The following is an 18,148-nucleotide window of genomic DNA, read 5'->3' as shown; positions in this document are numbered from 1 at the left end:
AAGGGGGTGTCGTCATGACGTCCTCCCGGCCTTTCTCGCTCAAAACTTGCGGTTTCGGTCTGTACTTCTTCGCCCTTCTGATGATGGCGGTGTTCCCGCCGCTCTACCTCAGCGTAAGCGGCAGCCCCCGACTAATACTGGGCATTCCCTTGCCGATCTTTTACTGGATCCTCATCGCCGTGCTGCTGGGAGTCGGCGTAGCGGCGCTCTATCTCGTCGAATCCGCCAGTGGCGACATCCCCGAGGACCTTCAGCCATGATCCCTTCCGGCAGCACCTTCGACATGCTCATCAGCTTCGGCGTCATCGGCCTATTCCTGGCCGGGATGATCGCCGTGCTCTATCTCACCAATAAGAAGAGCCATGATTTCGCCGACTACGCGGTCGGCGGTCGTTCCTACGGGCCCTGGTACATCGCCATGTGCTACACCAACTCCTGGTGGCCGGGCGCGACCTTTACGGCGTTCTTCTCGTTGTCGGTGGGCGGGGCCCTGGGCTTCTACGGTATGGTCTATTCGACCCTCGGCGTGACCGCCATGTACCTCATGGCCAATCGCGCCTGGACCTGGGGCCAGAGATTCAACCTCACCACCCAGCCCGACCTGCTGGGCATGAGATTCGACAGCCCGGCGGTCAAGCGACTGGCCTCCATCATCGGCATCATCTCGGTATTTCCCTGGGTGGTCATGGGGATTCAGGCACTGGCCATGCTGTTCCAGTTCGCCAGCTTCGGCAGTTGGGGCATCACCGCCTGTTTGACCGCCGGCGTGCTGGTGGTGCTGATCCGCCAATACTGGACGGTGAGCATGGGCATGCGTGGCCTGATCATGACCGACATGTACCAGGGTCTGATCGCCTACGTCCTGGCCGCGGCGCTTTGTGTCTTCCTGCTGGGGGGCAGTGCAAACGCCTCCTTCGCCAACCTGGCCGAACTGCCGGCCAAGATGCTGCTGATTCCCGGAGACACCGGCACCGGCTATGGTGCCTGGTACATGTTCAGCTTGATCTTCACCGGAGTCATCGGCTCCATGTGCTGGCCCATGAGCTTCCAGCGCATCTACACCGCCAGCGGCGTCCGCTCGGTTAAGAAGGGCACGGTCTACACCATTCTGCTGGTAGGCGGCTTCTACGGCATCCTCATGCTGTTCGCCGCCGCGGTCAGCCAGGACCCGAACGTGGCGGCCCACCCGCAGCAGGGCTGGTTCCTGTCGCTGTTCGATATTGGCGGCCCATGGCTGCTGGCGCTGGCCATCGCCATCGTGCTGGCCGCGAGCATCGGTCACGTCGACGGCTGCGTGCAGGTCTGCGGTGTGCAGTTCGCCAATGACCTGGCGACCTGGACCACGCCCCGGACCGACCGCCAGCTCACCGCGCTGGCCAAGGGCGGGATGATCGTCTTTATCGCTGCCGCCGCCGTGGTGGCCTACCTGACCTTCAACTACGCGCGCCTGCAGCTGCTGGCTCAGATTTCCTACCAGGGGATCATCCAGCTGGCCGTGCCGCTGTTCTTCGGCCTCTTCACCCGCTGGGGCAACAAGCAGGGCGCCATCCTGGGGATGCTCACCGGCATCGTCATCGCCATCGTCCTGACGGTGATCTACCCGGATGACATCGCGGCGCTGGGTTCGCTCACCAGCGGCATCGTCGGCGTGATCTTCAACGCCCTGGTGTTCGTAGGCTGTGCTCTGGCCATCAAGCCGAGCGAAGCGGAAAGCAGTCGGGTCGCCGAGCTGTTCGAACTCGGTGTCGTCTCGCGCTCGGCGGCCAAAGGTACCGCCGCGCCGGCAATGGGCTAAGCCATCCTCGCGGCCGCCAGCGCCTGGTTGGCAGCCGCGTCTCTTCAACACGCTGGAAACTTCCCATGGCTCTTGCTTTGTTTGACCTCGACGAAACCCTCATCCACGGCGACTGCGCCAGCCTCTGGAGTGCCTGGATGGCACGCATCGGCTGGGTGGACGCCGAGGACTTCCCGCGCCGCGACCAGGCGCTCATGGCCCTGTACGGCCAGGGGCAACTGGCCATGGAAGACTACATGGCGTTCAGCCTCGAACCGCTGGTTGGCCGGACGCCCGAGGAAGTGGCCGAGGTGGTGCGCAGTTACCTCGACACTGTCATCGCACCGCGCTTCTATCCCGACGCCCGCAGCGCCGTGGAGGCCCATCGCCAGGCGGGCGACCGTCTACTGGTGATTTCGGCATCGGCGGCTTTCCTGGTCCAGCCCATCGCGGCCTGCCTCGGCATCGAAGAGGTGCTGGCGATAGACGTGGAGGTCGTCGCGGGTCGGTATACGGGACGCACTTCGGGTGTGCTCACCTACCGTGTGGGCAAGGTGATTCGTCTCGAGCAGTGGCTGGCAGACCATCACGCGTCCCTGGCGGGCGCCAGTTTCTATTCCGACTCCCGTAACGATCTGCCTCTGTTGAGCAAGGTCGAGCATCCGGTGGCGGTCAACCCCGACCAGGTACTGTTGGCTCAGGCCCAGGCCGCGGGATGGAAGGTGGTCAATTGGCGGCTGGCGTGATCGCCCACGTGGCGCCTTGCGGCGGTGCGCAGGGCGTTCACCGGGCAGTTACCTCGCCCGTATCGACGAGCTCTACGACTTACGTATCGTGCTCGAATCCGCCGTCGTGGCTGGTTCTGCGGGCTCGGGCCGCCGCGGGCAGCGGGGAAATGCTACGGGTGCACCGCGAGGTGACGGAGCACATCCGCATCGTCCGACGCCTGGACTTCTCCCAGCCCGCTCGCATCGAGGAGACCTACAACGAGCATGTGAGCATCCGTAAGGCACTGCGCCTGCAAGCGCGATGACACCCTGCTGATGCTGAGGGGCCATATCGATTGATCGAGCAGAGCAAGATCGAGGTTCGCGAGCTCAGTCTCTCGTTGCTGTCCGAGGCGCGACGCCGATTTGAGCGTGCACCAGCTGCTGCCGACGGGTAGAGGCCTCAGGAGTGGCTCAATACGTGTACGTCCCTATCTAAGGTCGGACGTAGCTGACGGCGGACGAACGACCAAGCACGAGTGGTGGAGGCAGCCTTTCACGGTGCTTGCTTTGCCGCCCAACCTTTAAGGCCGCCGGCAACGAAAGTAAGTCTCCCAGCACTGCTACCATACACGCCCTTTGCGTGAGTGCTTAAGCACTTAAATGCTTACTCTTGCCGGCAGTTACCTCCAGGCCTATTTGGAGAATATAGTTAGTGTGAAACATTATTTCGTCTAACTATTCGATATATTCATAAAGAATCTGGGTCTTTGGGTTCCTATTCCTGCCTGGGGCAGCATGCCTAGCCTTCGTCGTATCCGACGCCAACCAGGACAGGAGCCCCCATGGACCTCGAGCATCTCAGTCGCCGTTGCTTCATCCGGCAGCTAGGAACCGTTACCGCGCTGGGCGCCTTGGGCGGCAGCCTGTTCGGCTGTGACGACAAGCCCGCTACCCAGGCCGGTGCGCCGGCGGTGATCGGCCAGCGCTCAGACCAAGTGGTGCCCTTCCGCTATCCCGACAATCCCACCTTCGACCTGGTCTATGTGGCCGACTCCCTGGGCTATTTCGAGGGTACCCGGGCGCGTCCCCAGTACGTTGGCAAGGTCGCCGCGCCGCAGATCATCCCGCTGGTGGGGACCGGGGAATTAGATTTCGGGACCCGCATGGTCCCCCTGGTAATCTCCGCCATCGCCAGCGGCTTGGACCTCAAGGTGGTGGCGGCCGGGGGCAAGACGCTACAAGAGGCGCCGCACATGAAGTACTTCGTGCGTGACGACTCGGGCATCCGCACGCCCAAGGATCTGGAAGGCAAGACCGTAGGCTTCAACAGCTTCGGTGCCTGCGCCGAATTCGTCACCAAGAAGTACCTGCGTCAGCAGGGAGTGGACGTCGACCGCATCAAGTGGGTGGTGGTGCCGGACGTCCAGGCCGAGCAGACCCTGGCCACCGGCAACATCGACCTGGCGATCATCCATCCGCCCACCTCCGGCAGCGCCGAGCACAATCCCGCGCTGCGCAAGTTGTGGAGTGACTTCGACCTGGACGAGGGCTTGGGTGGCATGGCGCCCTACAGCGCCCACGGCCGCTTCCTGCGCGACCATCCCGAGGCCGCGCGGGACGTGGTGCAGGCCTTGGCCAAGGCGGCCAACTGGGTCAACGGGCATCCCGACGATGCCCGCAAGATCACCGCTCAACGCCTGGGCATGAAGCTGGAGCTGGTCGAGCGCTTCGCCTACGTCGACGACCTGGTCATCACCGAGCCGCCGATCCAGTACTACATCGATATCCTCGAACACGAAGGCAAACTCAAGGCCGGCGCGGTTCAGGTCAAGGACGTCTACACCAATGCCTTCAACCCCTTCGCCGGGGATACGGCCTCCCGGGGGACGGCCTGATGGGTGCGAAGATCGTCGCCCGGGGCCTTGGCCTGGCCTATGACGGCCGTAGCGAGAGCGGCGCCCAGGAGCGGGTGCCGGTGCTGCAGGACTTCGACCTTGAGGTGCGCCAGGGCGAATTCCTGGCGGTGCTGGGGCCTTCCGGCTGCGGCAAGTCCACCTTTCTCAACATCCTCGCCGGCCTGGCGCAGAAAAATGCGGGCGAGCTGAGTATCGACGGCAAGCCGCTGCAGGGCATCAATCCGCACCAGGGCGTGGTGTTCCAGGGCTATGCGCTGCTGCCCTGGCGCTCGGTGCTGGACAACATCGCCTTGGGGCTGGAGATTCGCGGGGTCGGGCGCCGTGAACGACTCGCGACGGCCCGGGAGTATCTCGCTCTGGTAGGGCTGGAGGGGCAGGGCGCACGCTACCCGCACGAGCTCTCCGGCGGCATGCGCCAACGGGTCGCCATCGCCCGCTCTCTGGCATATGCACCGGACGTGCTGCTAATGGACGAGCCCTTCGCCGCCCTGGATGCCCAGACCCGCGAGCACCTGCAGGACGAACTGCTGCGCATCTGGGACGCGCACCGCAAGACCATCGTCTTCATCACCCACAGCCTCGACGAGGCGATCTTCCTCGCCGACCGGGTCGCGGTGATGACGCCGCGCCCGGGGCGGGTCCACCGGCTGATCGACATCCTCCTGCCGCGCCCGCGGGCGGCCGAGGTGCGCAACACCCCGGCCTTCGCGGCCCTGCGTCAACAGGCGTGGGAGGCCCTGCGCGGGGTGCCCGAGTCCGCTGTGCAAACACCCTCTTGGCGTAAGGAGGTACGGGCATGAGTCTGCAGCGCCGTTCCCGCCGGCTGCTCGACGGCAGCCTCGGCATCCTGCTGTTCCTGGCGCTCTGGGAGGCCTTGCCGCGGCTGGGCCTGGTCAATCCCGGCTACCTGAGTCCGCCTACGGTGGTGCTGCAGAGCATCCTCGACCTGGCCCGCGACGGCAGCCTGGCGCGGCACCTTGGCGCCAGCCTGCTGCGCTCGCTCGCCGGCTTGTTGCTGGCCATAGGTGCGGGCGTGCTCCTGGGGCTGCTGATGGGCTGGTTCATTCGCCTGGAACGACTACTCGATCCGCTGCTGCAGTTGTTCCGCCAGACCAGCGCCCTGGCGCTGTTCCCGGTGTTCATCCTGTTCCTGGGTATCGGCGAGGCCTCGAAGATCGCCATCATCTTCTGGGCGTCGTTCTGGCCGATTCTGCTGAGCACCATCAGTGGCGTGAAACAGGTGGATGCGCTGCTGGTGAATTCGGCGCTTTCGATGGGCGCCAACCGGCGTTTCCTCTTCCTCAAGGTGGTACTGCCGGCGGCAGCGCCGTCGATCTTCACCGGCATCCGCCTGGCCGGCGCCTATTCCATAACCGCGCTGGTGGCCGCCGAGATGATCGGCGCCCATTCCGGGCTGGGCTTTCTCACCCTCAACTCCCAGGAGGTATTCCAGATTCCCAGCATGTATGCCGGCATCCTGCTGTTGGCGGTGGTCGGCCTGGCGCTCAACGCGGTGCTGGCCTTGCTGGAAGCGCGCCTGTTGCGCTGGCGGCGTGGCTTGTCGGCGCGTTCTTGACCCTATTCCGATTCCCCTATCGATAAGGAGTATCCATGAGCTATCGCAGTCTTGGCCGGAGCGGCCTGACGGTCTCCCGCCTGAATCTGGGCAGCATGATGTTCGGCGGGCCGACCGACGAAGCCGTGTCCCGGCGCATCATCGACGCTGCCTTCGCCCAGGGCATCAATTTCATCGACACCGCCAACGTCTACAACGACGGCGAGTCCGAGCGGGTGGTTGGGCGTGCCATTGCCCATCATCGCCACGACTGGGTGCTGGCCACCAAGGCCGGCAGTCCGACCCGCCGCGACTCCAGGCTGCCGCACAACGGCGGCAGCAGTCGCAAGCATCTGCTGCACAGCGTGGAACAGAGCCTGCAGCGGCTGGATACCGACTACATCGACCTGTTCTACCTGCACCGTGAAGACCACCAGACACCGCTGGAAGAGACGGTCTCGGCGCTGGGTGATCTGCTGCGCCAGGGCAAGATCCGCTACTGGGGTATCTCCAATCACCGCGGCTGGAAGATCGCCGAGGTGGTCAATGTCGCGCGCCGGCTCAACGTCGAGGCGCCGGTCGCCATCCAGCCGCTGTACAACATCGTCAACCGCCAGGCCGAGACCGAGCAATTCACCGCCGCCGCGCACCATGGCCTGGGCATTGTTCCCTACAGCCCCCTGGCGCGCGGCGTGCTCACCGGCAAGTACACCCCGGGAGCCGCGCCGGCCGCTGACACCCGCGCCGGGCGCAACGATCGCCGCATCCAGGAGACGGAATGGCGTCCGGAGTCCCTGGATCTGGCGCAGCGCATCGCTGAGCACGCCCAGGCCCGTGGCGTCAGCCCGGCAGCCTTCGCCCTGGCCTGGGTGCTCGCCAATCCCCTGGTGAGTTCGGCCATCGTCGGACCCCGTACCGAGGCGCACTGGGCCAGCTATCGCGAGGCGTTGGACGTGGTGCTGACCGCCGAGGACGAGGCCTTCATCGACAGGCTGGTCACTCCGGGTCACGCCTCTACGCCGGGCTTCAACGACCCGGCGCATTTCGTCAGCGGACGACCCGTCCGCGTCTGAGCCCGTGCCGGGCCGCCGCTCCCTTGGCGGTGGCCCGGTCGGTCGCTATTGATAGATGCCCGGCTCGGGATAGTCGCCGTTGAGGTACCAGTTGCCTACGTTGCGCGTCTTGTACTCGGCCGGATTGTGCAGGGTGTGGGTACGCACGTTGCGCCAGAAGCGATCGAATCCCTGGGTCTTGGTGGCGGAGCGCGCGCCCATCACCTCGAAGATGCGGGTAGTGACGTCCAGCGCGGTGTCGCCGGCGAAGACGTTGGCGGCTGCCGTGGCCACCGCCACCTCGCCCCGCGCTTGGCTGGTCAGCGCCGAGCCTTGTGCCCAGGCCTGGTCGAACAGGGCGAGGGAACGGTCGGCCAGGCCTTCAGCGGCTAGGGTGCTGGTATAGAGCTCGCCATAGACCCGGCGCACCCAGGGATCGTCGCCATGGCGCTCCACTCCTGAGGTGATCCAGGGCCGGCTGTGCTCGCGGGTATAGTCGCGCGCTGTGCGCAGGGCACCCCAGGCGGTGCCGACGAAGACCGCGATGAGCACCTGCTGGGCGATTACCGCGCCGAGCGAGGGAAAGAGATTCGCGCCGCTGTCCGCCGCGCCATAGATGTCCGCCGCGGGGATGCGAACGTTCTCAAACAGCACCCGGCCACTGCCGGTCTGGCGTTGGCCGAAGCCGTCCCAGTCGTGGGCCAGGGTGATGCCCGGCTGATCCACGGCCAGGCTGCCGAAGAAGCGGACGTCGCTGTCCTGGTCTTCCCAGGCCACCAGCAGGCGGTCGGCGATGTGCGAGCCGGAACTGAAGGGTCGATAGCCATTGAGTACGTAGTCTTCGCCACTGCGCTGGCCGAACAGCGAATAGGAGAAGGTGTTGACCGAGTTGCCCCAGAACCAGTGCTCTCGCGCCGAGGCGCCCAGCAGGCGTTGCCGCTGGGCTTCGCTGCCGCGTAGCAGGACGCCGGAGAGGGCGAGGAAGTGGTAGCCGTAGAGATGCCCCACGGCGCTGTCGCCGCTGGCCAGTTCGCGGGCCACCTGCAGTACCGTCGACCAGGGCAGGCCGGGGCCGCCATAGGCTTCCGGGATCAGCGCGGTGAGCAGGCCGCTCTCGCGCAACGCAGCCAGCTGGCTGAGCGGCCGCCCACCGGCGAGGTCGTTGGCGGCGGCGTCCACGGCGAAGCGGGCACTAAGTTCGCGAGCGAGGAGCAGGGCGTGCTGCGCTGTCAGTTGGCTCATGCCACCGCCTCCTGTCCACGACGGGCGGCGGGATGCTGCGGGTAGGGCAGGCCGAGGTGTTCACGCAGGGTGCGGCCCTCGTAGTCGCCCTGGCGTACCAGGCCGCGGCGCCGTAACTCCGGCAGTACGAAGGTGATGAAGTCGTCCAGGCCCTCGGGATAGGTGGGTGGTAGGATATTGAAGCCGTCTGCGCCATAACCCTGGAACCAAGCTTCGAGTTGATCCACCACCTGTTCGGCGGAGCCCACCAGGGTCCAGTGCCCGCGCGCGCCAGCCAGTCGCAGATAGAGCTGACGCAGGCTCAGGCCTTCGTCGGCGAGTTTCTGGATGAGCTCCTGGCGGCTGCGCGAAGCGTTGGATAGCGGCAGATCGCGTGGCAGCGGCGCATCCAGCGACAGGTGGGAGAGATCCACCCCGCCCAGTAGCCCGCTGAGCAATTCGCGGCCCACCTCTGGTTGTACCAGTTCTTGCAGCTCGCGGTGCTTGGCCTGGGCCGCGGCTTCGCTGGCCCCGGTGAAGATAGTCACCCCGGGCAGGATCTTAAGGTGCTCGGGGTTGCGGCCCAGGGCCTGGGCGCGACCCTTGAGGTCACGGTAGAACGCCTGGGCGTCGTGCAGGCTCTGGTGAGCGGCGAAGACCACCTCGGCGGTGGCGGCGGCCAGTTCGCGGCCATCCTCCGAGGCGCCGGCCTGGACCAGCACCGGCTTGCCCTGGGGCGAGCGCAGCACATTGAGCGGACCGCGCACCTGGAAATGCTCGCCACGGTGCTCGGTGAAATGACGCTTGGCGCGGTCCAGGAACAGCCCGGCGTCGCGATCCAGGAGCAGCGCATCGTCTTCCCAGCTGTCCCAGAGTTTGTCGACCACCTGCTGGAATTCGCGGGCCCGGGCGTAGCGGTCGGCATGGGCGGCCTGGCCGCTGCCGCCGAAATTATGGGCCGAGGCCGCGTCGCTGCTGGTGACCAGGTTCCAGCCGATGCGGCCGCCGCTGATCTGGTCCAGGGACGCGAATTGCCGAGCCAGGTTATAGGGCTCCGAATAGCTGGTGCTGGCGGTTGCGATCAGGCCGATGCGCCGGGTCACGGTGGCCAGTGCAGCCAGCAGGGTCAGGGGTTCGAAGGTCAGGTGCGGGGCGATCAGGCGGTCGAACACCGGCGAGTCGATGCCCCGTACGCCGACGCTGTCGGCGAGAAACAGGGTATCGAAGCCGGCGGCCTCGGCCTGGCGCGCCAGGGCCTGGTAGTGCTCGATGCGGATACCGGCGTCGGCCTGGGCGCCGGGATGCCGCCAGGCGGCCACGTGGTGACCGGTGGCGCGCAGGAAGAGACCGAGTTTGAGGGTGTCGCGACGCTTGCTCATGAGGACTCCTGATTACCAGCCGACGGCGAAGCGCAGGCCGGCAGGGGCGGTGGGTGCTGTCGCCACGCCGGGAACGGCGGCCAGCAGCGTACGGGTGTAGGGATGGCGCGGTTGCTGCCAGAGTTGGGCGGGCGTGGCCTCTTCGACGATGCGGCCCTGCTGCATCACCAGCACTCGGTCGGCCAGGTAGCGCACCACCGAGAGGTCGTGGGAGATGAACAGGTAGGAAAGGTCGAAGGCCTCGCGCAACTCGACCAGCAGGTTGAGGATCTGCGCCTGGACCGAGACGTCCAGCGCCGAGACCGGCTCGTCGCAGATCAGCAGCCGTGGCTTGAGGATCAGCGCGCGGGCGATGCCCAGGCGCTGGCGCTGGCCGCCGGAGAACTGGTGCGGCAGGCGTCCCAGGCTGGTCCGGGGTAGCCCCACGGCATCGAGGATGGCGAGCCGGGCACGCTGGCGCTCGGCGGCATCCTCCTGGCCATGCAGGCGCTGGACCCGGTCGAGCAGGGTGGTGACGTCATGGCGTGGATTGAGCGCGGCCTGGGCGTCCTGGAAGATCAGTTGCGCGTGGCGGCGCCAGGCGCGCAACGGCCGCTCCGCCAGTGCGTTGATCTCGCTGCCGGCGAAGTCGATCCGCCCGGCGTCCAGGGGCTGGAGCCGCAGCAGGGCGCGGCTGAGGGTGGACTTGCCGCAGCCGGACTCGCCCACCAGCCCAACCGTCTCGCGCACGCCGACGGTGAGGGACAAATCATCCAGTACCGCCTGCGGCTGGCCCGGATAGCTCAGGCGTAGGCCCTCGGCGCGCAACAAGGGGGTACCCTGCGGTGGCCGTGGCTGGCGGCTCGGCGCATAGCGCTCCGAACTCAGTCCATAGCGGGGCGCCTGGGCGGGAGGGCGTTCCACGCGGATCTCCACCAGCCGTTCCTGGCGATAATGGCGTTGGTGATCGCGGCCGAGCGAGGCCGCTACCAGGCCGCGGGTGTAGGGGTGCCGGGGCTGGGCGAAGACCTGGGCGGTGCGCCCGGTCTCGAGGACCGCGCCGTCGTGCATCACGATTACTCGGTCGGCCTGCTGGGCGACCACGCCCAGGTCATGGGTGATCAGCAGCAGGCCCATGTCCAGCTCGCGCCTCAGGCTGTCGAGCAATTCCAGGATCTGTGCCTGGACGGTGACGTCCAGTGCGGTGGTGGGTTCGTCGGCGATCAGCAGGCGCGGTTGGCAGGCGATGGCCATGGCGATCAGCACCCGCTGGCGCTGGCCGCCGGAGAGTTGCTGCGGATACTCGCGCAGATGCGCGGCGGGGCGCGGCAGCCGGACCTGCGCCAGCAGTTCTTCGGCGCGGGTTAGCGCCTGGCGGCGACTCAGGTCGGTGTGCTGGCGCAGGGTCTCGACCAGCTGCTCGCCCAGGGTGAGCACCGGATTGAGGCTGGACAGCGGCTCCTGGAACACCATGGCCAGTCGGTCGCCCTGCAGGCGGCGGAGTTGGCGAGGGCGCAAGGCCAGCAGGTCGGTACCCTCGAACAGTATTGAGCCCGCTACCCTGGCGGCGTCGGGCAGCAGGCCCATCAGCGCCAGGGCGGTGGTGGACTTGCCGCAGCCGGATTCACCCACCAGCGCCAGGGTCTCGCCGGCAGCGAGGGTGAAATCCAGCGGCTGGACGGCGGCTTCCCCCTGGTAGTGGACGGTCAGTCCGCGGACCTCGAGCAGGCTCATGGGCGGTACCTGCGCAGGCGCGGATTGAGGGCGTCGTTGAGGCCGTCGCCCAGCAGGTTGAAGGCCAGACCCACGGTGACGATGGCCACCCCCGGCAGGGCAGTGAGGTACCAGGCGCTGGCGATCTGCTCGCGACCGCTGCCGATCATGCCGCCCCAGCTGGCGCTGTTGGGATCGCTCATGCCGAGGAAGGCCAGGCCGGCTTCCACCAGGATGGCCTGGGCGACGAGAATGGAGGTGGTGACCACCACTGCGGCCAGCACATTGGGCAGTATCTCGCGCAGGATAATGGCGCCGTTGGTGAAACCCTGGCTGCGCGCGGCGAGCACGAAGTCTGCACCTTTCAGGCTGCGGAATTCGGCGCGCACGATGCGCGCCACCGTCGGCCAGGAGGCGAGGCCGATGGCCAGGGCGATGATGCCGACGGTGGGCGTTCCGATGGCGACGATGACCACCACCAGCAAAAAGGAAGGCACCGTCTGGAAGACCTCGGTGAGGCGCTGCAGGGCATCGCCCAGCCAGCCACCGTGATAGCCGGCCAGGGCGCCCACCAGCACGCCCAGCACCACGCTCAGGGCGGTGGCGAGCAGAGCGATGAGCAGCGAGGTGCGGGCACCGTGGGCGAGTCCGGCCGCCACGTCGCGGCCAAGGGAATCGGTGCCCAGCGGGAAGGCGGGATCGTCGCCGGGCCACAGCAGGGGCATCCCGACCATGTCCAGCGGATCATGGGGAAACAGGGTACCGGCGCTGGCGGCCAGCAGCAGTACCAGCAACAGCAACAGGCCACCGGTCAGGGCCGTGGGGCTGCGCAGCAGCGCCCGGCCCAGGCGTTCGCTCTGGCCGGCCAGGCGCGGTGGTGAAGGGGGCAGGAGAGGCATGGGAGGGCTCCGGGTCAGTCGGGTTGGATGCGGGGGTCGAGCCAGGCCTGCAGTAGGTCGACGGCGACGTTGACCGCCACCACCAGCAAAGAGGAGAGCAGCAGGATGCCCAGCAGCAGGTTGTAGTCGCGGGCCAGGACGGCATCGAGGGTGAGGCGGCCGAGGCCCGGCCAGCCGAACAGGGTTTCGGTCACCGCCGCGCCGCCGAGCAAGGCGGCGAGGTGCAGGCCGGCCAGGGTGGTGACCGGTAGCAGGGCGTTGCGCAGAACGTGCCGGCGCACCACCCGCAGCGGCGCGAGGCCCTTGGCCCGGGCGGTCCGCACGAAGTCCTGGCGTTGCACCTCGAGCATGGCGGCGCGGGTGAGCCGGGCATAGAGCGCGATGTAGAAGGACGCCAGCGCCAGGGTCGGCAACAGCAGGTGCGCCAGTCGATCACCCAGCCAGGCCAGGCCGTGCAGCTCCAGGCCCAGGGTGGCGATGCCATCGCTGGGCAGCCAGCCGAGACGCACCGAGAACAGCACCACCGCCATCAAGCCGATCCAGAAGCCAGGGGTCGAATAGAGCACCAGTACCAAGAGCGACAGCAGCCGGTCCGGCCAGCGACCGACCAAGGTAGCCATCACTGCGCCAGCGATGATGCCCAGCACCAACGCCAGGCCCAGCGCGCAGCCCATCAGCAACAGGGTATTGGGCAGGCGGTCGAGGATCAGTTGGGTGACCGGCGCATTGAAGCGCGGCGACAACCCGAGGTCGAACCGCGCCAGATGGGCCAGGTAGTGCCACAGCTGTTGCGGCAGGCTCAGATCCAGACCGAAGTGGCTGCGCCATTGGGCCAGCGCCTCCACGCTGGCACCGCCGGATTCGGCGGCGAGCACGTCCACCGCATCGCCCGGGATCAGTCGCAGCAGGACAAAGTTGAGCAGCAGGATGCCCGCCAGGGTCGGCATGGCCTGCCACAGGGTGCGCCGGGTCAGGCGCCAGAGGCGGCGGGGTTCAGCCATGGGCGTGCTCCGGCCCGGCCAGGGTCACGCCGGCGAGACTGCCGTTGACCCCCGAGGCGTTCTCGGCGAAGCCGCCCACCCGCGCGTTGTAGAGGGTGACCTGGCGCTGCAGGACCAGGGTCAGCGAAGGGATCTCGCGCATCACGATGGCCTGGAAGGCACGGAACAATTCGCCACGCCGGGCTTCGTCGGGCTCCACCGCCGCCGCTTCCAGCAGCTGGTCTACCTCGGGATTGGCGTAATGGGTGCCGTTGGAAAACGGCACCCCCTGGCGGTAGTTCTTCGACCAGTACAGCCGTTGCAACCCCACGGTGGGATCGAACAGCACGCTCATGCCGTTCACCGCGAATTGGTAGGCGCGATCGCTGTAGACGCGCTTGATGTAGGAGGGGAAGTCCTGGTTGCGCAACTGCACCTCGATGCCGATGCGCGCCAGGGCCGACTTGATGTAGACCGCGGTGCGTTGATAGCTGTCGCCGTAGGGCAGGGGGTCCAGGGTCAGTGGGAAGCGCCAGTTGCCCTGGCGCGGCAGCCCGGCGGCGTCGAGGATGGCATTGGCCTTTTGCACATCCGGCGGATAGGGATTGGCGCCTTCGTAGTGGTAATGGGGAAAGTTGCTGGGAATCGGCGCGGCGCTGGCCTCGGCGTAGCCGTAGTAGACGATCTTCTTGATCACCTCGCGGTCGATGGCGTGGGCGATGGCCTGGCGGACCTCCAGCCGCCCGAGCAGCGGATCGTCGAGGTTGAATTCGAGCAGGGTCTCGGTGCCGCTGTACTGGTAGCCCTCGGTGGTGAACTTTAGGGTGCCGCCCTGGGTGAGGCGCTCCAGGTCGCTCAGCGGCACCGGGCTTTCGCCGCCGAGCAGCAGCGACCCATTGCCAAAGGCCGCCAGGCGCGCCGCCGAGTCGGGCACCACCCGCAGGATCAGACCCGCCACCGTCGGTTGCCCGGGTTGCCAGTAGTCCGGATTGCGCTCGTACTCGATGTGGCTGCCGCGCACCCAATTCTTGAAGCGGAAGGGACCGGTGCCGATGGGGGCGTTGTTGAGCGGATTGCTCAGCGGATCGCCCTCTGCATAGCGGTGCCGCGGCAGGATCGGCGTCTCGCTACCGGCGAAGGCGCGGATCAGATAGGGCACCGGCTTGCTCAGGTGCAGCACCACTCTGTGCTCGTCCGGCGTCTCGACCCGCTCCAGACTGGCGAAGGTGCTGCCCCCGCGCGGGTGGTAGCGTTTGACCAGGTCCAGGGAAAAGGCCACGTCGGCGGCACTGAAGGGCTGACCGTCGTGCCATTTGACGCCCTGGCGCAGGGTGAAGATGTAGGTCAGGCCGTCCGCCGCGATGTCCCAGTGAGTGGCGAGCACCGGCTGAGGACTGAGGTCGTTGGCATAGGTCAGCAGCCCCTCGAGGACCTTGCTGCTGGCGGTCAGCGAGGTCCCGGCACTGGTGTGGAAGGCCGACAGGCTCGGCGGTTCGGGGTTGACCAGCAGGGTCAGTACACCGGGCGGTGCCTCAACTGCGGCGCTGGCCGGCGAGGTCCAGCCGAAGCCACCGAGCAGGGGGAGAGCGGAGAGACCGGTGACGAAATGACGGCGGGTGACGCTCATGGGGAATCGTCCTTGTCAGAAGAAGGCGGATCAGCGGCGTAGGCCGGCCTGGTACAGGAGCGGCAAGACGCGCTCGCCGAAATAGTCGAGTTCCGGGGCGAAGTCGTAGAAGGCCAGCTGCAGGCCGTCGATGCCGGCTTCCTTGAGCCGGATGATGTCGCGCACCACCGTCTCCGGACTGCCAACCAACTGGATGTTGCCGCCGACGTACTTCTGCTCGGGTAGATGGCCGCGCCAGGCGTGGGCATCGCTGGCCTCGCGCGCGGCACCGGCCAGGGCACCGGGATCGCCTGCAGCCGTGATGGCGGCGTGGTACTCCCAGGCTTCCGCGTCGCTGTCGCGGCAGATCACCAGGGGATTGATCAGGGTGCGCACCTGGCGTCCATGGCTACGCGCCGCGGCCTTGATGCGCTGCAGATGGTCGGGCAGCTTGGCCAGGGCGTCTTCGATCTCGGCGCTGCCCGGGCTGGTGGTGAAGACGATGTCGGAGTGACGTGCGGCGAAGTCGATTCCGGCGCTGGAGCCGGTGGCATTGACCAGCACCGGCCGGCCATAGCGCGGCTTGACGCTGACGTAGGCTTCTTCCAGGCGGTAGTAGTCGCCGTGGAAATCCAGGTTGTCGTGGGCCTGCCAGAGCGTTTCGACGATGCGGATGAATTCATCGGCCTGGCGATAGCGCTGGTCATGCTCAATGGGCGCCTGGCCGAAGCGGCGATGCTCGCGGTGGCGGTGACCGGTGACCAGGTTGAGCCCCCAACGCCCGCCGCTGATGTGATCCAGGGTGGCGCCGAACTTGGCCAGGTGCAGCGGATGCCAGGGGCCATAGAGTACGTGCAGGGTGGAGACCAGCAGGATGCGCGAAGTAGCTTCGGCCAGGGCCGCCTGGGTGATGAAGGCGTCCAGGGATTCGTCGTGGTAGCGGATGTCACCCCCATAGCCGCCCTTGCCGAGCCATTCCGCCAGGGCGAACACCAGCTCGAAGCCCAGTGCCTCGGCTTTCAGCGTCAGGGCGCGGTTGTAGTCGTAGGTCCAGGTGGTGCCGCGTGGCAGTGCCGAGGCACTCCAGCCGCCCGCTTGCACCGGCAGGAACAACCCGAGGAACAGGGGTTGGGCGAAGGCGCGCGACAGGGGACTGTCGGCGAAGTCGAGGGGCGAGGCGTGGGCGGTCATGGCTACCTTCCGTCAATCGGGAACGGGAGATACCGGAGCAACCGCTGTGCCAATCGTATAACTAATTGATTCGGCAGACTTTAGCTGGCGATAGACACGCGCGGCTGTTCCTGGACAGGCAGCGTTAGTTGCCTCGGCAACAGCGAGGCAACGGCGTTACGCACCGGGCTACATTCAAAGGCCGCATGGCGATGTGTGGTTGGCGCGCGGCGGTCAGAACCGGCAATTATGGCGGATCAGGTCGTAGGCACGGCGGGTGAGTGGGTTGAGGCTGCCCGGCCGGATCCAGAGGTAGTAGGTGACTTCCGGCAGTGCCGGCAGCCCCTCATTGGCGCCCAGCACCCGCATATCCGGCCCGAGCAGCTCCATGCTCCGCGCGGTGACCCCGAGGCCTGCGCGGATGGCGGCCTTGATGCCAATCAGGTTGGAGGCCAGGTACGCCTGGCGCCAGGGAATGCGCCGGGCGTCCAGCGCCTGAATGGCGTAGCGCCGATAGATGCTGGGCTCGTCCACCAGGATCAGCGGCAGGGGTTCGCGCGAGGAATGCACGTAGCGCGAGGAGCAGATCCACCAGACCGGCGAGGTACGCAGCGCGAAGCCCTCCAGGCGCGCATCCTCGCGGGTGGAAATGAGCATGTCGATCTTGCCGCGGTGCAGGTCTTCCATGAGGAAGGGGCTGCGGCCTACGTCGATCTCCAGCCGCAGCCGCGGCGCCGCCCGGGCGACGTGGGTGAGGATGGGCGGCAGTAGGGTGTCCGCAACGTCATGGGGCGAGCCGATGCGCAATACGCCGCTAAGGCTGTCGTCCTGCACCGAGTGGTAGAGCGCCTCGTTGAGTTCGACCATCTCCCTGGCCTGCAGCAGCACCCGGTGACCGGCTTCGGTCAGCTGCTTTTGCCGGCCCACCTTACGCAGCAGGGGAACCGCCAGCAAGGACTCGAGCCGGTGCATCTGCTGGGTGACCGCCGACTGGGTTCGCCCCAGCCGTTGCGCCGCCTGGGTAAAGCTCTGGCTATCGGCCACGGCGATGAGAGTGCGGAGCAGGTCGATATCCAGCGCGGGTGTTTCAGCCATAGAAAAGCTGTCTCCTTCAATGAGGACGCAAGCGAAAAACATAAGGGGTTCTTATGTTTTTCGCCACTCGCTCTAAAAGAAATCCCTGATTTAGGCGGCTTCCACAAGATGAGACCTAGATTTCGATAAGGAACGCATAAGAATATTCCTAATGATGATTTATAGCCGATGACCGCGCCCCCTAGCATCGCCGTCCAGCACAAGCAGCTTGGCAGCCAGGAGAACAGACATGCACGGCGCGCAGACAAGGAAATCGAAGCAGAACGCGAAACGCCGCTTAGGTGCGGTCTGGCTAGGAGCTCTGATGAGCTTGGCAGGGTCGCTGGCCCATGCCGATGCGACCTGGGAGCGAATCCAGGATCGGCAGACACTCTCGGTGGGGGTGCTGCTTTCGGGCGGTCCCTTCGGCTCGCTGGACCCGCAAACGCGGGAGCCACGTGGCTTCAACGTTGACCTGGCTAAGGAACTGGCCAGCCGCCTGGGCGTGAAGCCTGACCTGGTGGCGGTGCTGCCGGCCAACCGCGTGCAATTCCTGCAGCAAGGGAAGGTGGACATCCTCATCGCCAACATGGAGTGGACGGAGCAGCGCGGTCAGCTACTGGGCCATGTGCCCACGCCGTTCTACACCGTGGGCGGGACGGCGGCACTGCCACCGGGTAGCGCCATCCAGCGCTGGGAGGATCTCAAGGGGCAGCCGGTGTGCACCTCCCAGGGCAGCAGCTATGTCGCACCGCTGGCGGCGTACGGTGCCGAGCTCAAGGCCTTCAAGAGTTCCAGCGAATCCCTCCTGGCGCTGCGTGGCGGCAATTGCGTCGCGGCGGTACATGACGCCACCCTGATCAACCCGCTGCTGGCCAGCAATCCCGAGTGGCAGGGCTATCGCGCCCTGCAGCCGGAGTTGAATCCAGCGCCTTCGGTCATCTGGACCCGTCCCGGTGAGGGCGACACCCAAGCCAAGCTGGATGCCATCGTGCGTGATTGGCACCGCTCCGGCTGGCTGATCCAGACCGAGGCCCGCAACGCCATCACTCCCGCATCCAATACCCTGGTCGAGCTGCACGACCAGGCCTTGGCCGGCACCCTTTGACCCGAGAAACCA

Annotated in this window: 16 protein-coding genes and 1 pseudogene; 9 read left to right on the top strand and 8 right to left on the bottom strand. The window is 66.6% G+C overall.

The features are described 5' to 3' along the window. Window positions 1-14: 14 nt before the first annotated feature. From OMP44_RS14390 to OMP44_RS14355, 8 genes and pseudogenes are all read left to right on the top strand, one after another. The gene (locus OMP44_RS14390; RefSeq protein WP_280309125.1) at window positions 15-260 is read left to right on the top strand and encodes a hypothetical protein; all 246 of its coding nucleotides are present in this window, start codon (window positions 15-17) and stop codon (window positions 258-260) included. After that, window positions 257-1,795 (top strand): sodium:solute symporter family protein, encoded by a 1,539-nt coding sequence (locus OMP44_RS14385; protein WP_280309124.1) that lies wholly within the window; start codon window positions 257-259, stop codon window positions 1,793-1,795. The genes OMP44_RS14390 and OMP44_RS14385 overlap by 4 nt, the downstream gene beginning before the upstream one ends. A 65-nt stretch (window positions 1,796-1,860) precedes the next feature. Beyond that, on the top strand, window positions 1,861-2,520 hold the full coding sequence (locus OMP44_RS14380) for an HAD family hydrolase (RefSeq protein ID WP_280309121.1): 660 nt from the start codon (window positions 1,861-1,863) through the stop codon (window positions 2,518-2,520). Window positions 2,521-2,648: 128 nt separating this feature from the next. Continuing rightward, window positions 2,649-2,939, top strand: a pseudogene (locus tag OMP44_RS14375) (GntR family transcriptional regulator); the annotation flags it as partial. A gap of 387 nt (window positions 2,940-3,326) precedes the next feature. Next, entirely contained in the window at window positions 3,327-4,379 is a 1,053-nt protein-coding gene (locus OMP44_RS14370) for an ABC transporter substrate-binding protein (protein ID WP_280309120.1), read from the top strand. Continuing rightward, window positions 4,379-5,200 (top strand): ABC transporter ATP-binding protein, encoded by an 822-nt coding sequence (locus OMP44_RS14365; protein WP_280309119.1) that lies wholly within the window; start codon window positions 4,379-4,381, stop codon window positions 5,198-5,200. The genes OMP44_RS14370 and OMP44_RS14365 overlap by 1 nt, the downstream gene beginning before the upstream one ends. Continuing rightward, on the top strand, window positions 5,197-5,976 hold the full coding sequence (locus tag OMP44_RS14360) for an ABC transporter permease (RefSeq protein ID WP_280309117.1): 780 nt from the start codon (window positions 5,197-5,199) through the stop codon (window positions 5,974-5,976). Before OMP44_RS14365 ends, OMP44_RS14360 begins: the two co-directional genes overlap by 4 nt. A gap of 35 nt (window positions 5,977-6,011) precedes the next feature. Beyond that, window positions 6,012-7,028, top strand: a complete 1,017-nt coding sequence (locus OMP44_RS14355; RefSeq protein ID WP_280309115.1) for an aldo/keto reductase — start codon at window positions 6,012-6,014, stop codon at window positions 7,026-7,028. A 45-nt stretch (window positions 7,029-7,073) separates the two neighbouring features. Here OMP44_RS14355 and OMP44_RS14350 read toward each other — a convergent pair whose 3' ends face one another. From OMP44_RS14350 to OMP44_RS14315, 8 genes are all read right to left on the bottom strand, one after another. After that, the gene (locus tag OMP44_RS14350; protein ID WP_280309113.1) at window positions 7,074-8,249 is read right to left on the bottom strand and encodes an acyl-CoA dehydrogenase family protein; all 1,176 of its coding nucleotides are present in this window, start codon (window positions 8,247-8,249) and stop codon (window positions 7,074-7,076) included. Continuing rightward, a complete protein-coding gene (locus OMP44_RS14345; protein WP_280309110.1) occupies window positions 8,246-9,607 on the bottom strand; it encodes an LLM class flavin-dependent oxidoreductase in 1,362 nt (453 codons plus the stop codon). Before OMP44_RS14345 ends, OMP44_RS14350 begins: the two co-directional genes overlap by 4 nt. A gap of 12 nt (window positions 9,608-9,619) precedes the next feature. Continuing rightward, entirely contained in the window at window positions 9,620-11,320 is a 1,701-nt protein-coding gene (locus OMP44_RS14340) for a dipeptide ABC transporter ATP-binding protein (protein WP_280309108.1), read from the bottom strand. Beyond that, the gene (locus OMP44_RS14335; RefSeq protein WP_280309106.1) at window positions 11,317-12,198 is read right to left on the bottom strand and encodes an ABC transporter permease; all 882 of its coding nucleotides are present in this window, start codon (window positions 12,196-12,198) and stop codon (window positions 11,317-11,319) included. The genes OMP44_RS14340 and OMP44_RS14335 overlap by 4 nt, the downstream gene beginning before the upstream one ends. Window positions 12,199-12,212: 14 nt before the next feature. Continuing rightward, complete coding sequence (locus OMP44_RS14330) at window positions 12,213-13,199, bottom strand: ABC transporter permease (RefSeq protein WP_280309103.1); 987 nt, start codon at window positions 13,197-13,199, stop codon at window positions 12,213-12,215. Next, window positions 13,192-14,805 carry an ABC transporter substrate-binding protein gene (locus OMP44_RS14325; protein ID WP_280309101.1) on the bottom strand — a complete coding sequence of 538 codons (1,614 nt, stop codon included), beginning with the start codon at window positions 14,803-14,805 and terminating at the stop codon, window positions 13,192-13,194. The genes OMP44_RS14330 and OMP44_RS14325 overlap by 8 nt, the downstream gene beginning before the upstream one ends. A 30-nt stretch (window positions 14,806-14,835) precedes the next feature. Next, complete coding sequence (locus OMP44_RS14320; protein WP_280309099.1) at window positions 14,836-15,975, bottom strand: LLM class flavin-dependent oxidoreductase; 1,140 nt, start codon at window positions 15,973-15,975, stop codon at window positions 14,836-14,838. 213 nt (window positions 15,976-16,188) lie between these two features. After that, window positions 16,189-17,049 (bottom strand): LysR substrate-binding domain-containing protein, encoded by an 861-nt coding sequence (locus OMP44_RS14315; RefSeq protein ID WP_280309097.1) that lies wholly within the window; start codon window positions 17,047-17,049, stop codon window positions 16,189-16,191. A gap of 304 nt (window positions 17,050-17,353) precedes the next feature. Here OMP44_RS14315 and OMP44_RS14310 point away from each other — a divergent pair, with 304 nt between their 5' ends. Further along, entirely contained in the window at window positions 17,354-18,136 is a 783-nt protein-coding gene (locus OMP44_RS14310; RefSeq protein WP_280309095.1) for a transporter substrate-binding domain-containing protein, read from the top strand. The last annotated feature ends 12 nt before the right edge of the window (window positions 18,137-18,148 follow it).

The organism is Pseudomonas flavocrustae (genome assembly GCF_029872515.1).
Taxonomy (GTDB): domain Bacteria; phylum Pseudomonadota; class Gammaproteobacteria; order Pseudomonadales; family Pseudomonadaceae; genus Chryseomonas; species Chryseomonas aestiva.
The sequence above is the reverse complement of the archived record's forward strand: the minus strand, read 5'-3'. Positions and strand labels throughout refer to the sequence as shown.

Coding starts and splice junctions, on each gene's coding strand:
- OMP44_RS14315 (WP_280309097.1), bottom strand. CDS start 17,049: ATGGCTGAAACACCCGCGCTGGATATCGACCTGCTCCGCACTCTCATC.
- OMP44_RS14355 (WP_280309115.1), top strand. CDS start 6,012: ATGAGCTATCGCAGTCTTGGCCGGAGCGGCCTGACGGTCTCCCGCCTG.
- OMP44_RS14350 (WP_280309113.1), bottom strand. CDS start 8,249: ATGAGCCAACTGACAGCGCAGCACGCCCTGCTCCTCGCTCGCGAACTT.
- OMP44_RS14390 (WP_280309125.1), top strand. CDS start 15: ATGACGTCCTCCCGGCCTTTCTCGCTCAAAACTTGCGGTTTCGGTCTG.
- OMP44_RS14360 (WP_280309117.1), top strand. CDS start 5,197: ATGAGTCTGCAGCGCCGTTCCCGCCGGCTGCTCGACGGCAGCCTCGGC.
- OMP44_RS14385 (WP_280309124.1), top strand. CDS start 257: ATGATCCCTTCCGGCAGCACCTTCGACATGCTCATCAGCTTCGGCGTC.
- OMP44_RS14365 (WP_280309119.1), top strand. CDS start 4,379: ATGGGTGCGAAGATCGTCGCCCGGGGCCTTGGCCTGGCCTATGACGGC.
- OMP44_RS14370 (WP_280309120.1), top strand. CDS start 3,327: ATGGACCTCGAGCATCTCAGTCGCCGTTGCTTCATCCGGCAGCTAGGA.
- OMP44_RS14345 (WP_280309110.1), bottom strand. CDS start 9,607: ATGAGCAAGCGTCGCGACACCCTCAAACTCGGTCTCTTCCTGCGCGCC.
- OMP44_RS14310 (WP_280309095.1), top strand. CDS start 17,354: ATGAGCTTGGCAGGGTCGCTGGCCCATGCCGATGCGACCTGGGAGCGA.
- OMP44_RS14325 (WP_280309101.1), bottom strand. CDS start 14,805: ATGAGCGTCACCCGCCGTCATTTCGTCACCGGTCTCTCCGCTCTCCCC.
- OMP44_RS14340 (WP_280309108.1), bottom strand. CDS start 11,320: ATGAGCCTGCTCGAGGTCCGCGGACTGACCGTCCACTACCAGGGGGAA.
- OMP44_RS14320 (WP_280309099.1), bottom strand. CDS start 15,975: ATGACCGCCCACGCCTCGCCCCTCGACTTCGCCGACAGTCCCCTGTCG.
- OMP44_RS14335 (WP_280309106.1), bottom strand. CDS start 12,198: ATGCCTCTCCTGCCCCCTTCACCACCGCGCCTGGCCGGCCAGAGCGAA.
- OMP44_RS14330 (WP_280309103.1), bottom strand. CDS start 13,199: ATGGCTGAACCCCGCCGCCTCTGGCGCCTGACCCGGCGCACCCTGTGG.
- OMP44_RS14380 (WP_280309121.1), top strand. CDS start 1,861: ATGGCTCTTGCTTTGTTTGACCTCGACGAAACCCTCATCCACGGCGAC.